The 13764-nt window shown below is 69.4% G+C and carries 13 protein-coding genes and 2 pseudogenes; 3 read left to right on the forward strand and 12 right to left on the reverse strand.

Annotated features, from left to right (window positions below):
• The 3 genes and pseudogenes from RT309_RS09135 to rsmA form a co-directional block, all read right to left on the reverse strand.
• Nucleotides 1-384 (reverse strand): annotated as a pseudogene (locus RT309_RS09135) (4-(cytidine 5'-diphospho)-2-C-methyl-D-erythritol kinase); the annotation flags it as partial.
• Nucleotides 384-1448 (reverse strand): aldo/keto reductase, encoded by a 1065-nt coding sequence (locus RT309_RS09140; RefSeq protein WP_313356560.1) that lies wholly within the window; start codon nt 1446-1448, stop codon nt 384-386. The gene RT309_RS09140 and the pseudogene RT309_RS09135, both read right to left, overlap by 1 nt.
• A gap of 4 nt (nt 1449-1452) precedes the next feature.
• A complete protein-coding gene (rsmA, locus tag RT309_RS09145) occupies nt 1453-2319 on the reverse strand; it encodes a 16S rRNA (adenine(1518)-N(6)/adenine(1519)-N(6))-dimethyltransferase RsmA (protein ID WP_313356561.1) in 867 nt (288 codons plus the stop codon).
• A 44-nt stretch (nt 2320-2363) separates the two neighbouring features.
• Here rsmA and RT309_RS09150 point away from each other — a divergent pair, with 44 nt between their 5' ends.
• Nucleotides 2364-3611, forward strand: a complete 1248-nt coding sequence (locus RT309_RS09150; protein ID WP_313356562.1) for an MFS transporter — start codon at nt 2364-2366, stop codon at nt 3609-3611.
• An 11-nt stretch (nt 3612-3622) separates the two neighbouring features.
• Here the strand turns inward: RT309_RS09150 and RT309_RS09155 are convergent, their stop codons facing one another.
• The 4 genes from RT309_RS09155 to rsmI form a co-directional block, all read right to left on the reverse strand.
• Entirely contained in the window at nt 3623-4516 is an 894-nt protein-coding gene (locus RT309_RS09155; protein ID WP_313356563.1) for a TatD family hydrolase, read from the reverse strand.
• Between the two features lie 7 nt (nt 4517-4523).
• A complete protein-coding gene (gene metG / locus RT309_RS09160) occupies nt 4524-6116 on the reverse strand; it encodes a methionine--tRNA ligase (protein WP_313356564.1) in 1593 nt (530 codons plus the stop codon).
• Between the two features lie 222 nt (nt 6117-6338).
• Nucleotides 6339-6941 (reverse strand): class I SAM-dependent methyltransferase, encoded by a 603-nt coding sequence (locus RT309_RS09165; RefSeq protein ID WP_313356565.1) that lies wholly within the window; start codon nt 6939-6941, stop codon nt 6339-6341.
• The gene (rsmI, locus tag RT309_RS09170) at nt 6938-7753 is read right to left on the reverse strand and encodes a 16S rRNA (cytidine(1402)-2'-O)-methyltransferase (protein ID WP_313356566.1); all 816 of its coding nucleotides are present in this window, start codon (nt 7751-7753) and stop codon (nt 6938-6940) included. The genes RT309_RS09165 and rsmI overlap by 4 nt, the downstream gene beginning before the upstream one ends.
• A gap of 59 nt (nt 7754-7812) precedes the next feature.
• Here rsmI and RT309_RS09175 point away from each other — a divergent pair, with 59 nt between their 5' ends.
• Nucleotides 7813-9381: a phospholipid carrier-dependent glycosyltransferase gene (locus tag RT309_RS09175; RefSeq protein WP_313356567.1), complete on the forward strand. Its 1569-nt coding sequence runs from the start codon at nt 7813-7815 to the stop codon at nt 9379-9381.
• On the opposite strand, the gene RT309_RS09180 is transcribed toward RT309_RS09175, so the two are convergent.
• Together RT309_RS09180 and RT309_RS09185 are read right to left on the reverse strand one after the other, a co-directional pair.
• Nucleotides 9350-10561, reverse strand: coding sequence for a DUF222 domain-containing protein (locus RT309_RS09180; protein WP_396654442.1), 1212 nt, complete (start codon nt 10559-10561; stop codon nt 9350-9352). The genes RT309_RS09175 and RT309_RS09180 overlap by 32 nt on opposite strands.
• 41 nt (nt 10562-10602) lie before the next feature.
• Nucleotides 10603-10815 carry a hypothetical protein gene (locus RT309_RS09185; RefSeq protein WP_313356569.1) on the reverse strand — a complete coding sequence of 71 codons (213 nt, stop codon included), beginning with the start codon at nt 10813-10815 and terminating at the stop codon, nt 10603-10605.
• Between the two features lie 94 nt (nt 10816-10909).
• Between RT309_RS09185 and RT309_RS09190 the strand changes: the two genes are divergently transcribed.
• Nucleotides 10910-11128: a hypothetical protein gene (locus RT309_RS09190; protein ID WP_313356570.1), complete on the forward strand. Its 219-nt coding sequence runs from the start codon at nt 10910-10912 to the stop codon at nt 11126-11128.
• 6 nt (nt 11129-11134) lie between these two features.
• Here RT309_RS09190 and RT309_RS09195 read toward each other — a convergent pair whose 3' ends face one another.
• The 3 genes and pseudogenes from RT309_RS09195 to RT309_RS09205 all read right to left on the reverse strand — a co-directional run.
• Entirely contained in the window at nt 11135-12070 is a 936-nt protein-coding gene (locus RT309_RS09195; protein WP_313356571.1) for a DUF808 domain-containing protein, read from the reverse strand.
• Nucleotides 12071-12115: 45 nt separating this feature from the next.
• On the reverse strand, nt 12116-13489 hold the full coding sequence (locus RT309_RS09200; RefSeq protein ID WP_313356572.1) for an amino acid permease: 1374 nt from the start codon (nt 13487-13489) through the stop codon (nt 12116-12118).
• A gap of 40 nt (nt 13490-13529) precedes the next feature.
• Nucleotides 13530-13764 (reverse strand): annotated as a pseudogene (locus RT309_RS09205) (thioredoxin domain-containing protein); the annotation flags it as partial.

Here is a 13764-nt window from a genome sequence, read left to right on the forward strand (position 1 = left end):
CAGCTCGGTGCCCCACAGCACGTCGCACGCGACGAGCGCGGCGGCCGCGTCGGCGGAGCCGCCGCCCATCCCGCCGGCCACGGGAACGCCCTTGCGGATGCGCAGGTGCACCCCGGCATCCACCCCCGCCGTCTGCGCGAGCAGCTTGGCGGCCCGCATCGCCAGATTGCGGTCGTCGAGAGGCACGCCCGAGACGTCGACCTCCCCCTCCACCTCGAGACTGAACCCGTCGGAGGGGGACGCGTAGACGTCCTCGTACAGCGACACGGCCTGGAAGACGGTGGCCAGGGAGTGGTAGCCGTCGTCGTGGCGCGGACCGACGCCGAGATAGACGTTGATCTTGCCAGGAGCCCTGACGTGCACGGCATCCGGTCTGGGCGCCATCACAGCTCCGACGACACGGACCAGAGGTTCACGTCGATGCCGTGCGCGAGCGCGTCGATCGCCGTGAGCTCGTCGGCGGTGAGCGCCGGCCCGTCGACCGCCGCGAGGTTCTCGTCGATCTGCTCGGGCCGGGAGGCGCCGATCAGCGCCGAGACGACGACGGGGTCGCGCAGGGTCCACTGCAGCGCCATCTGCGCGAGCGTCTGCCCGCGATCGGCGGCGATGTCGTTGAGTCCGCGCAGCACGGCCAGCCCCTCGTCGGAGACGGGCCGGTCGGGCAGCGAGCCGCGCTTCTGAGCGCGGTCGGCCGTGCCGTCGCCGAGGTACTTGCCGGTGAGCAGCCCCTGAGCCAGCGGCGTGAAGGCGATCGCGCCCATGCCGGCCGCTCGCAGGGTGTCGGTCAGGCCGTCTTCGACCCAGCGGTTGAGCATCGAGTACGACGGCTGGTGGATCACCAGCGGGGTGCCGAGGTCGCGCGCCACGGCGAGCGCGGCCTCGGTGCGCTCGGGGCTGTACGACGAGATGCCGACGTAGAGCGCCTTGCCCTGGCGCACCAGCGTGTCGAGCGCGCCGATCGTCTCCTCCACCGGGGTGACCGGGTCGACGCGGTGCGAGTAGAAGATGTCGACGTAGTCGAGGCGCATGCTCGCGAGCGATCGCTCGGCGCTGGCGAGGATGTACTTGCGGCTGCCCAGATCGCCGTACGGGCCCGGCCACATGTCCCAGCCCGCCTTCGACGAGATGATCAGCTCGTCGCGGTACGGGGCGAGATCCTCGGCCATGATGCGGCCGAAGTTCTTCTCGGCCGAGCCGTACGGCGGTCCGTAGTTGTTCGCCAGATCGAAGTGCGTGATCCCGCTGTCGAAGGCGTGCCGCAGGAGTGCTCGCTGGTTGTCGAGGGGGATGTTGTCACCGAAGTTCCACCACAGCCCGAGCGAGATCGGCGGCAGGTAGAGGCCGCTCGTGCCGACCTGGCGGTAGGCGAAGCGCTGATAGCGCTCGGCGGCCGCGACATACGGCCGGTGGATCTCGGGGACGTCGGGGGTGAAGCGCTTCTCGGTCACGGTGTCAGGCTATCGGCACCGGTGTCGCTTCGGGCTGCACCAGCGCGATGCGGTGGTAGTCGTCGACGGTGAGGTCTTCGCCGCGTACGGTGGGCGCGACACCGGCGGCCTCCAGGACGGCGGATGCCGCCGCCGAGCCGCCATAGAGCCCCGACAGGGCCTGACGCAGCATCTTCCGGCGCTGGTTGAAGGCGGCGTCGACGATCTGGAAGGTGCGCCGACGCTCGTCGTCCGCACCGCGCGGGGTCTCGTCGCGCTCGAAGCCGACGAGCAGGCTGTCGACGTTCGGCACCGGCCAGAACACCTGCCGCGAGACGGTGCCGCACAGCCGCCACGGTCCGTACCAGGCGGCCTTCACGCTCGGTGCGCCGTAGATCTTCGACCCCGGCTTCGCGGCGAGCCGTTCGGCGACCTCCGCCTGCACCATCACGACACCGCGCGTCAGGTACCCGAAGGTCTCGAGGAAGTGCAGCAGCACCGGCACCGAGACGTTGTAGGGCAGGTTGGCGACGAGCACGGTCGGCTCGCCGGGCAGCTCGGTGACGCGCATGGCATCGGCATCCACCACCGTCAGCGCGCCGTCTGCCACGCCGCGCTCGCGCGCGGTCTGCGGCAGCCGCTCGGCGAGGCGGTGGTCGATCTCGACCGCGGTGACCGCGGCGCCCGCCTCGAGGATCGCGAGGGTCAACGATCCCAGCCCCGGCCCGATCTCGACGACCCGCTCCCCCGGCTGCACGCCGGCCGCGTGCACGATCTTGCGGACGGTGTTGGCGTCGACGACGAAGTTCTGCCCGAGCTTCTTCGTGGGGGTGACGTCGAGCTCGGCGGCGAGTCGGCGGATCTCGGTGGCGCCGAGCAGGGAGACGGTCATTCACCCATTCTCGCGCATCCGACCCGGCGCCTAAGATCAAGCGGGTGACCGCACTCGGAGAGCTGATCGCCCCGCGTCGGCTCGGCCGCGATTTCCGGTGGCTGATGTCGGCCGCGTGGACGAGCAACATCGGCGACGGCATCGCCCTCGCCGCCTCTCCGCTGCTGATCGCCTCGATGACCTCATCGCCCATGCTCGTCGCCTCGGGCGCCATGCTGCAGTTCCTGCCGTGGCTGCTGTTCGGGCTGCACGCGGGAGCGATCGCGGACCGCGTCGAGCGGCGAGTGCTCGTGATGCTCGCGCACGGCATCCGGGCGGTCATCGTCGCCGCTCTCGTGGTGCTGCTCGTGACCGGCACCGCGAACATCGCGATCGTGCTGGTCGTGTCGTTCCTGTACGGCACGGCCGAGGTGTTCGCCGACACGAGCACGAGCACCCTGCTGCCGATGATGGTGAAGCCCGCCGATCTCGGCGTCGGCAACGCACGACTGCAGGCCGGCTTCCTCGTCGCGAACCAGCTCGCCGGCCCGCCGCTGGGTGCGTTCCTGTTCGCCGTCGGGTCGTTCTGGCCATTCCTCGCCCAGGTGCTCGCGGTGAGTCTGGGCCTGATTCTCGTGTCACGGATCGCCCGCCAGCCCGTGCCGCCCCGCGCGGAACCCACGAGGGTGCGCCACGACATCGGTCAGGGGCTGCGCTGGGCGTGGCGCAACAAGCCGGTGCGCACGCTGATCGTGATCATCCTCGCGTTCAACGTCACCTGGGCTGCGCCCTGGGGCATCCTCGTGCTGTACGCGACCGAGCACCTCGGGATGGGCCCGGTCGGCTTCGGCGCGCTGACCACGGCGTCGGCCGTCGGCGGCCTGCTGGGCACGCTGAGCTTCGGATGGCTCGAGCGGCATGTGTCGTTCGCCACGATCATGAAGGTGTGCCTGACGCTCGAGGTGGTCATGCACCTCTCGTTCGCGCTCACGACGAACGGCGTCGTCGCGCTGGTGATCATGTTCGGCTTCGGCGCCTACGCGTTCGTCTGGGGCACGATCTCGACGACCGTGCGCCAGCGTCTCGTGCCGCACGAGCTTCAGGGCCGGGTCGCGTCGGTGAACATGGTCGGTGTGTTCGGCGGTATGGTGCTCGGGCAGGCGCTCGGCGGGCTCATCGCGCAGGCGTGGGGGCTGACCGCGCCGTGGTGGTTCGCGTTCGCCGGGTCGGCGATCACGCTGCTGCTGATGTGGCGGCAGATCTCGCACATCGCCGCCGCGAAGCCCGCGCTCGATGAGGTGGATTCGGCGTAGGCCGGCGGGCGTCAGGCGAACGTGCCGTACACCGCAAGGGTGTTCGCCGCGAGCTGTGCGCACAGCTCGTCGACGTCGACGTCGAGCTCGGCCGCCATGAACCGCACGGTGATCGGCACGAGGTAGGGCGCGTTGGGCCGTCCGCGCAGCGGCACCGGGGTGAGGAACGGCGCGTCGGTCTCGACGAGGATGCGGTCGAGCGGCGTGACCTGCAGCGCGTCGCGCAGGTTCTGCGCATTCTTGAACGTGAGGTTGCCGGCGAACGAGAGCCAGTACCCGGCATCCGCGGCGATGCGCGCCATCGCCTCGTCACCGGAGAAGCAGTGGAACACGGTGCGCTCCGGCGCACCGACGCGGGAGAGCGTCTCGAGGACGTCGTCGTGGGCGTCGCGGTCGTGGATCTGCATGGCGATGCCGTGCTTCTTGGCCAGCGCGATATGCGCCTCGAACGACTCGTGCTGTGCGGGGTGCCCTTCGAGCCCGGTGCGGAAGTAGTCGAGCCCGGTCTCGCCGATCGCTCGCGTGCGCGGGTGCGCGGCGAGCTCGTCGATCACCGCGATCGCCTCGTCAAGGCGCCCCTCGGCCGCGTACACCGGGGCGTCGTTCGGGTGGATCGCGACGGCGGCGAGCACACGGGGGTCGGATGCCGCTGCATCCACCGCCCAGCGCGACGACTCGATGTCGCCGGACGCCTGCACGACGCCGGCGACGCCGACCGCCGCGGCGCGATCGAGCTGCTCGGTCAGCGTCAGCCCCTGGCCTCCTGAGCCTGTCGCAGGACCGTCGGTGATCTCGAGGTGCGCGTGGTTGTCGTACACCGGCACCGTCAGCGGCTCGGGAGCAGCCGGGTACCGGAGATCCTTGCGGCCCTGGGTCGAGCGCTCGCGCACGTAGGTGTCAGCCATGGGCGAGTCAGGCGGTCTGCTCCACGCGCGGGAACAGCGGCGCGAGCGGCGACACGGTCGTGCCGGGCTGCAGCACACCCCACGCACCCGCCTCGCGAATCGGCTGCTCGGTGAGCTCACCGAGCGAGACCTGGGCGCCGAGGGCATCCCACAGCTTCGCGGTCGACTGCGGCATCACCGGCGACAGCAGCACGGCGAGCGCACGCAGGCCCTCCGCGCAGGTGTACAGCACGGTGCCGAGGCGCTCGCGCTGCTTCTCGTCTCCGGCGTCCGCCTGCTTGGCGAGAGCCCACGGCTCGTTCTCGGTGATGTACAGGTTCAGGTCGTCGACGATCGTCCAGATCGCGTCGATGGCCTCGTCGATGCGGAAGCTCTCGATGGCCGCGTCGGCCGAGGCAGCGGCATCCGACACCTTCTTCTGCACCACGAGATCGCGATCGCTGTATTCGGCATGTGCCGGCACGACGCCGTCGAAGTACTTCTGGATCATCGCGACCGTGCGCGAGGCGAGGTTGCCGAAGCCGTTCGCGAGCTCGGCCTGGTAGCGGGCCGAGAGGTCCTCCCACGAGAACGAGCCGTCCTGACCGAACGCGATCGCCGACAGGAAGTAGTACCGGTACGCGTCAGAGCCGAACACGTCGGTGATCTCGGTCGGCGCGATGCCGGTGAGCTTCGACTTCGACATCTTCTCGCCGCCGACCAGCAGCCAGCCGTGCGCGAAGACGCCCTTGGGCACGTCGAGGCCGGCCGCCATCAGCAGCGCGGGCCAGATCACGGCGTGGAAGCGCAGGATGTCCTTGCCGACCACGTGGTACCCGGGCCAGCGGCGCTCGAACATCTCCTGCTCTGCGCCGTAGCCGACCGCGGTGACGTAGTTCAGCAGCGCGTCGACCCACACGTAGATGACATGCGACTCGTCCCACGGCAGCGGGATGCCCCAGTCGAACGTCGACCGCGAGATCGACAGGTCCTTGAGACCCTGGCTCACGAACGACACCACCTCGTTGCGCGCCGAATCGGGTCGCACGAAGTCGGGCTCGGTCTTGTACAGCTCGAGTAGACGATCCTGGAACTCGCTGAGCTTGAAGAAGTAGTTCTTCTCCTGCAGCAGTTCGAGCGGCTTGGAGTGGATCGCGCAGACCTTCAGACCCTCGAAGGGGCCGGTGCCGTCGACGATCTCGGACTCGGGTTTGAACTCCTCGCAGCCCACGCAGTACAGCGCCTCGTACTCGCCCGCGTAGATGTAGCCCGCGTCGTACAGCTTCTGGAAGAACACCTGCACGTTCTTCTCGTGCCGCTGCTGCGTGGTGCGGATGAAGTCGTCGTTCGCGACGTCGAGCGTGGTCAGCAGCGGCAACCAGCTCTCGCCGACCAGCTTGTCGACCCACTCCTGCGGGGTGACGTCGTTCGCCGCGGCGGCGCGCAGCATCTTCTGGCCGTGCTCGTCGGTACCGGTGAGCATCCAGGTGTCGTCACCCGCCTGGCGGTGCCAGCGCGACAGTGTGTCGACGGCCACCGTCGTGTACCCGTGGCCGATGTGCGGCACGTCGGAGGGGTAGTAGATGGGCGTGGTGATGTAGAAGGACTCGCCTGCGGGCATGCTCCCGATTCTAGGCGGGAACGGTGCGGCGTTCTGATTCGTGACCTGGGCGGCTGGCACGGGCGGGAGGACGTTCCCTTCGCTCGCAGAGTGGGGCCCCTCCGCTTCGCTCCTCCCCAATGCTCGCTCCGGGAACGTCCTCCCCCCTCTCCGTGGGAATCGGGGCGTCAATGCGGATGGCCTCGGCGATGCGTGGTCTGGTGCGGAATGCGCTTGGTGGTCTCAGGTGCGAGTCGCGGTGACCGAAGCATGCAGACGCGAGCTGGCCTCGGTCGGCGTGCGGGCGCGACGTTCGGATGAGGTGATGGCGAAGCCGGCCTGCTCGAGCATCTCCCCGAGAGCATCCGGAGTCCAGAAGTAGGCGGTCGTCACGGCATGGTCGAAGGGCTCGCGAGGGGTGCCGTCGAAGAAACCGAGGAGGGCGCTGCCGCCGGGAGCAAGCACGCGGGAGAACTCGGCGAGGGTCGCGGGCAGCTCCGCAGGCGGGGTGTGGATCAGCGAGTACCAGGCGAGGATGCCGCCGAGCGAGGCATCCGGCAGCGGAAGCTCGGCGAACGATCCCTGCTCGAACGGCATACCCGGATACGTCGCGCGAGCATGCGAGACGAACTCCCCCGACAGATCGAGGCCGAGCACGTTCCGTCCGCCGTCGTGCAGCAAGCGCGTCCACAGGCCCGGCCCGCACCCGGCATCCAGCAGCCGCCCCGGCGTCGCGTCGCGCCAGGCCGCGATGAGCGCCCGGTCCCGGGCATCCGTATGCGCGATGTCGCCGAGCAGAGCGATGTACTCCGAGGCTCGAGCGTCGTACGCGGCGCCGACACTCATCGAGCGGCGAGCGCGGACTGGTACAGGTCGCGGGAGCTGAGGCCGGTCGCTGCGGCGACCTCGGCGCACGCCTCTTTGAGACGGATCCCGGATGCCACCAGCGCCTGCACCTGGGTCAGTGCGTCGTCGGCGGAGACGGAGACCGGCGCTGCACCCTCCACGACCACCACGATCTCGCCCTTCACGCCCTGCTCGGCCCATTCGACGAGCTCAGCGGCGGTGCCACGGCGCACCTCCTCGTACAGCTTGGTGAGCTCGCGGCACACCGCGATCCGACGCCCGGCGCCCAACGCAGCGCCCATGTCGGCGAGCGACGACGCGAGCCGAGAGGGCGACTCGAAGAACACCATCGTGCGCGGTTCTGATGCGAGCATCCCGAGCGTCTGGCGACGCTCCCCCGGCTTGCGCGGCAGGAAGCCCTCGAAGGTGAACCGATCGGTGGGCAGACCCGAGATCGCGAGGGCCATGAGCACGGCGCTCGGGCCCGGGATGGCCGTGACGGTCACGCCGCGTTCGACGCCGGCGGCGACCAGACCGTATCCGGGATCGCTCACGGCCGGCATGCCGGCGTCGCTGACGACCACGATGTCGTGCTGTTCGGCCAGCTCGGCGAGCTCGGCGGCCTTGTGCTTCTCGTTGTGGTCGTGCAGCGCGATCAGGCGCGGACGGTTCTCGATCTTCAGCGCCTGCAGCAGCCGCTGCGTGGTGCGGGTGTCTTCGGCGGCGACGATCTCGGCGTTCTCGAGCACCTCGATCAGGCGGCGCGATGCGTCACCGAGATTGCCGATCGGAGTCGCGGCGAGGATGATCACCCGACCAGCTTAGGCGGGTGGCGCCAGCCGTTCCGAGGCCGATTGCCTAGGCTGAGCAGGTGACCCTGCCCGCGCCCCCGACGCCGCGTTCCGCGACGCGATGGGAGCGACTCGCTGCGTGGGCACTCGCAGATCCCACGCGCGCGCGGGCGCTGGGCTGGCTCGCTCCGCTCTTCGTCACCCTGCTCGCTGCCGCGCTCCGGCTGACGAACCTCGGGCATCCGCACGAGATCATGTTCGACGAGACGTACTACGTCAAGGACGCCTGGTCGCTGTGGAACCTCGGCTACGAGGGCAAGTGGGGCGACGGCGCGGATGAGCAGCTGCGCCGCGGCGATGACTCGGCGATGCAGACGACGGGGTCGTACGTCGTGCATCCGCCGCTCGGAAAGTGGATCATCGCGCTCGGCATGGCGCTGATGGGGCCGGGTTCCAGCGCGGGCTGGCGGCTGACGACCGCGATCCTCGGGTCTCTGACGGTGTTCGTGCTGTACCTGGTGGCACTGCACCTGACCCGCTCGCGGGTGTTCGCGACGATCGCAGGAGGCCTGCTCGCCATCGACGGTCTCGGCATCGTGATGAGCCGGATCGCCCTGCTCGACGGCGCCCTCACCTTCTTCATCCTGCTCGGCTTCCTGTTCGTGCTGCTCGACCGGGACCGCTCACTGCCGCTGCTCGACGCACGGATCGTCGCGGCGCGTCGATCCGATTCGGACGACGCTCTGGTGCGGCTGGTCGGGCCGGTGCTGTGGTCGCGGCCCTGGCTGGTCGCCGCCGGAGCGACGCTGGGTGCGGCGTCCGCGGTGAAGTGGTCGGGACTGTACGCCCTGGCCGTCTTCGGCCTGTACGTGGTGGTCACCGACGCGCTCGCGCGCCGCCGCGCGGGGATCCCGCTGTGGCCCAGCGATGCCGCGCTGCGGCAGGGGCCCGTCTCGTTCGTGCTGATGGTGGGTCCGGCGATGCTCGTCTATCTCGTGTCGTGGACGGGGTGGCTGGTCACCTCGGGCGGTTACGACCGCGGGGCGGATGCCAATCCCCTGGTCGCGCTGTGGAAGTACCACGAGTCGATGTATGGGTTCCACATCGGTCTGTCCAGCCCGCACGCCTACGCGAGCCCGGCCTGGCAGTGGCCGTTGCTGCTGCGCCCGACGGCGATCTGGGTGGGCTCCGACCCCACCAGCTGCGGCACGGATCACTGCATCGCGGTGATCAGCTCGGTGCCGAACCCGCTGATCTGGTACGGCGGCGTGGCGGCCGCCCTGTACCTTGTGTACCGGTTCGTGCGCGGTCTCATCGAGCGCCGCCCGGTCGGCCCGACGCACACGATCGCGCTGGTCGGACTGCTCGCCACGTACGTGCCGTGGCTGCTCGTGCCGAACCGCACGATCTTCCAGTTCTACACGATCGTCATGATGCCGTTCCTCATCCTCGCGCTCGTCGTCGCGCTGCGCGAGCTCGCGGGCCGCCGGTCCGATCCGCTGTACCGGCGCACAGCCGGGCAGCGCACAGTAGCCGTATGCCTGCTCGCGGTGCTTCTCGTCTCGGCGTTCTTCTACCCGGTATGGACGGGCATGAGCGTGCCGTACCCGTTCTGGCTCATCCACAACTGGCTCCCGGGCTGGATCTGACCCGAGCGCGTCGTCGCCCCGTCAGGCGCCATTCGCGCGCGGGATCCCACCAGGACGGGCCCCGGATCTCGGGGACACCACCGCGCATGCGCACCTGCCACTCGGACAGGTGCAGTGTGCGGTGATGATGCCAGCACAGTGCCACCCCGTTGTCGGTATGCGTAGCGCCGCCCGCCGAGTGCTCGACGACATGATGTATCTCGCACCAGGTCGCCGGGATCGTGCAGCCGGGAATGACGCATCCGCCGTCGCGAGCGATGATCGCTCGCCGCTGCAGCGCATTGAAGACACGACCGGACGTGCCGAGCGAGACGATCCGACCGCGATCGTCGAACAGCACCCGCTGGATGCCGCCGGCGCAGCCCACCTGCGCCGCGATGCGGACAGGTACGCCCATCTCGACGCCGCCGCCGCCCTCGACGTGCGCCCAACCGGACCCTTCGGCGTAGTCCGCGGCATCGACGGTGATCACCAACGTCGGCGCTGCTCCTCCGAGGTCGGGCAACTCCCCGCCGCGCGCGGCCGCGCCGAGGATGGTCGCCAAAGCGTCGTGCATCTTCTGCACGCGAGTGCGCGGATCGATCGGGTCGAGCCCGTCGTCGAGATCGGATTCGGAGTCGACAAAATGCACGCCCTGCGGCACCGGCACGCCTTCGATGCGTGGGTTGAGCAGACTGTCGGTGAGTCTGGCCAGCTGCGAGGCGACCTCCGGCAGAAGCTCGCCTCGCAGCGGCACTCGCCCATCGCGCAGCCTGCCGATCCACACTCCCCTGCCCCGCGATGCCGCGTCATCCGTCGGCTCCGCCCCGTCGGGATCGAGATAGGCGGCGAGCACCTGCGCGAACTGCGCGAGTTCTGCCGGAGTGGGTGCGGGCGCACCCGTCGACGAAGCGCGCTCGGCGTCGGCATCCGCGTCCTCCACCCGCCCTCGTGCGAATGCGGCGATCTGCCGGTCGGCCTCGGCCAGCGCCTCCGGGGCGACCCGCCCGCGGCTGCCCTCAAGGGGTGTGGCGGCTGCGAGGAAGCCGTCCAGCCCGATCGTCGCATCGGCGAGTGCTTTGCGCAGCTCGTCGTACCGGGAAGGCAGGAACTCCCCGTCGGTGATTCCACGAACCTGCGCGGTGAGACCTGCAGCCTTCACCAGTCGCGTCGCGCTCCTGGCATCCGTTCGAAGCACCATCTGCAGAAGATCAGCCGGGCGGCCGCAGCCGTACGATGTCGTCATCCGCTCGCCGCGCATGCCTCGGACCGCTCCCTCACCTGCACCGTCGCCGCGACCTGCAGCGCGTCGTTCGACCGAAGCACCCGACCGCTCGCATCCAGCAGACGCATCACCTCTGCGTCAGGCAGGTCGGCGATGATCGACAGCGCGTCGCCGACTGCTGAGGCGAAGTCTGCCTGCAGCTGCTCCAGTCGATCGATGATGCCGTCCATAGGTCCAGTGAACCAGGGGCCACCGACATTCGTACATCCGTTCGCCGCCAAGTCTCAACCCCAGGTCGAGGTCGCCTTCCGGCATACTCGTCCCATGCCCGCACCGCACGGATTCGAACACGTGGTGAGAGGGGACGAGGTCGTGATCCTGCATCACGGCGTCCGGGCCGCAACCCTTCGCGGCGCGAAGGCTGACGACTTCCTCGATCGGGTACGGAGCGAGGATCCGCAGCTGCTCATGGCCCGCATGACGGGGAACTATCGTCGCGGCAACGAGCGCGCCGCGAGACTGCATCCCCGCAACGCCGGCTGAGAGTGATCAGAGGGAAGCGCGCTCGGCCGTGTGCGGGTCACCCTGAACACGGTGCGCCTCATCGAACGTGGGGCGCGTGCCCAGCATCCGCCCGACGAGCAGGACGACGCCCACGACGACCAGACCGATCAGCATGCCAGCGACGGCCGACATGGCCGTGTTGCCCAGCCAGACGACGAAACCGCCGAACGAGGCGAGCAGCTCGTCGACCCCGTGCAGCAGGTCGGCCGGCGCGTGCAGGCCCACCTCGCCCAGGTTGACGACGACGAGGTGACCGCCCACCCACAGCATCGCCACGGTGCCGACGACGCTGATGAACCGGAACACGTGCGGCATCGAGCGCACGATGCGGGTGCCGGTATGACGCACGTTGCGCACCGGGTTCTTGGCCATCTTCAGCCCGATGTCGTCGATCTTGACGAGCAGCGCCACGGCCCCGTACACCACTGCGGTCATGAGCAGCGCGATCACGGCGAGCACGCCGAGCGTCTGCCATATCCCGAGGTTCGGATCGAGACTGGCCAGCGAGATGAGCATGATCTCGGTCGACAGGATCAGGTCGGTGCGGATCGCGCCCCACACCAGCCGCTTCTCGTCGCGCGCTCCCTCATCGGCGTGCCCGTGGCCGAACCCGAACCACTCGAGCACCTTCTCCGCCCCCTCGAAGCACAGATAGGTCCCGCCGATGACCAGCAGATACGGCAGCACCCAGGGGGCGAACGCGGTCAGCACCATCGCGATGGGGATGATGATGAGGAACTTGTTGGCGATCGAGCCGAGCGCGATCTTGCCGACCACCGGAAGCTCGCGCGCGGGCGTGAGTCCCTGCACGTACTGCGGGGTGACCGCGGCGTCGTCGATCACGACGCCCGCAGCCTTCGCGGATGCCTTCATCGCGGCACTCAGGATGTCGTCGACGACCGCCAGCAGACCAACCGACATGGGCGTCCTCCCTCGCGCGCGGGGTGCGCGCTCCGGCCTGCAAGACTACTGTGCTCGCCTATCGCGTGTCAGGCGGGCGAGGCCGAGCAGTGCCGCCGTGAGCGCCAGCGTCAGCAGCAGCTGGGTGCGCGCCGTCGGATCGATCATCGCCAGGGCGATGATCACCGCGAGCAGCGCGAGGGCCACCCACGACAGCCAGGGGAATCCCCACATGCGCATCGGCAGCTCTTCGCCGTCGCGGTCGGCGCGTCTGCGCAGGATGATCTGCGAGATCACCGTCGCCGTCCAGATCACGAGCACGGTCGAGCCCACGATGTTCAGCAGCAAGCCGAGCACCGTCTCGGGGAACGCCCAATTGAGCACCACCGTCACGAAGCCGAACGCGACCGACGCGAGCACGGCGACGTAGGGAACTCCCTTGTCGCTCGTGCGGGTGGATGCCACCGGGGCGAGCCCACGCTCGCCGAGCGAGTACGCCATGCGGGATGCGCCGTAGATGTTGGCGTTCATCGCCGACAGCAGCGCCATCACGACGATGAGCGACATGACCAGATCGAGACCGGGCACTCGCAGCGTCGCGAGCACGGCCGAGAACGGTCCGTCGAGCACATCCGGCGAGTTCCACGGCAGCACGGCGACGATCACGAAGATCGAGCCGAGGTAGAACACGAGGATGCGCACCATGACCTCGCGCACGATGCGCGCGATGTTACGGGCCGGGTCGTCCGACTCGGCGGCGGCGATCGCGACGACCTCGGTGCCTCCGAACGCGAACACGACGATCAGCAGAGCGGCGGCGATGCCGGAGATGCCGTACGGGGCGAACCCGTCGTGCGCGACGAGGTTGCCGATGCCGGTCGCCGGCACCCCGGGGATGAATCCGAGGATCGCGCAGGTGCCGACCACGAGGAACGCGATGATGGCGAACACCTTGATCGCGGCGAACCAGAACTCGAAGCGTCCGTAGTTGCGCACGCCGAAGAGGTTCACGGCGGTCAGCGCGGCGACGAAGATCAGCACCCACAGCCAGGCCGGGATGCCGGGCACCCACCCCTCGATGATCCCGGCGGCGCCGGTGGCCTCGGCGGCGATCACCACGACGAGCTGGATCCAGTACAGCCAGCCGACGGCGCTCCCGACGCTGCGGCCCATCGCACGCTGCGCGAACGAGCTGAACGCGCCCGAGCTGGGCCGCGCGGCGACCATCTCGGCGAGCATCGCCATGACGAGGATGACGACCGTGCCGGCGATGAGGTACGACACCAGCACAGCGGGGCCGGCGATGCCGATCGCCTGCCCCGAGCCGACGAACAGACCCGCCCCGATCGCGCCGCCCAGTCCCATCATCGAGATCTGCCGACGGGTGAGCCCGTGCTGCAGACCCTTCGTGGTCGTCGTCGTCAGCGGCACCTCGGTCATCGTGCGACCTCCTCGTCCGGGCCGGGTTGAGCCCGTGCCATCATACGGACAGCGCAGACGGGTCCGTCGTCGGCAGCCGGCACACGAACTCGCGGCAGTCGTAGGCGACACCCTCGGCTGCGTCCTTGCCCTCGAACAGCGAGAAGCCGGCATCAGCGAAGTCGCGGGCCTGCGCCGGTGTCACCACGGCGATCACGTCGGCGTCGGCCGCGCGGGCGGCATCCGCGAGAGCCCCATCGCGGGCGGCGACCGCGACGACCTGTCGCGGCGGCCCG

Source organism: Microbacterium sp., assembly GCF_032084865.1.
GTDB lineage: Bacteria > Actinomycetota > Actinomycetes > Actinomycetales > Microbacteriaceae > Microbacterium.

Bases quoted from the DNA above. Each gene is read 5' to 3' on its own strand.
- rsmA (WP_313356561.1), bottom strand. From the start codon at position 2,319: ATGACCGTCTCCCTGCTCGGCGCCACCGAGATCCGCCGACTCGCCGCC.
- RT309_RS09155 (WP_313356563.1), bottom strand. From the start codon at position 4,516: ATGGCTGACACCTACGTGCGCGAGCGCTCGACCCAGGGCCGCAAGGAT.
- metG (WP_313356564.1), bottom strand. From the start codon at position 6,116: ATGCCCGCAGGCGAGTCCTTCTACATCACCACGCCCATCTACTACCCC.
- RT309_RS09165 (WP_313356565.1), bottom strand. From the start codon at position 6,941: ATGAGTGTCGGCGCCGCGTACGACGCTCGAGCCTCGGAGTACATCGCT.
- RT309_RS09180 (WP_396654442.1), bottom strand. From the start codon at position 10,561: ATGGTGCTTCGAACGGATGCCAGGAGCGCGACGCGACTGGTGAAGGCT.
- RT309_RS09185 (WP_313356569.1), bottom strand. From the start codon at position 10,815: ATGGACGGCATCATCGATCGACTGGAGCAGCTGCAGGCAGACTTCGCC.
- RT309_RS09190 (WP_313356570.1), top strand. From the start codon at position 10,910: ATGCCCGCACCGCACGGATTCGAACACGTGGTGAGAGGGGACGAGGTC.
- RT309_RS09195 (WP_313356571.1), bottom strand. From the start codon at position 12,070: ATGTCGGTTGGTCTGCTGGCGGTCGTCGACGACATCCTGAGTGCCGCG.
- RT309_RS09200 (WP_313356572.1), bottom strand. From the start codon at position 13,489: ATGACCGAGGTGCCGCTGACGACGACGACCACGAAGGGTCTGCAGCAC.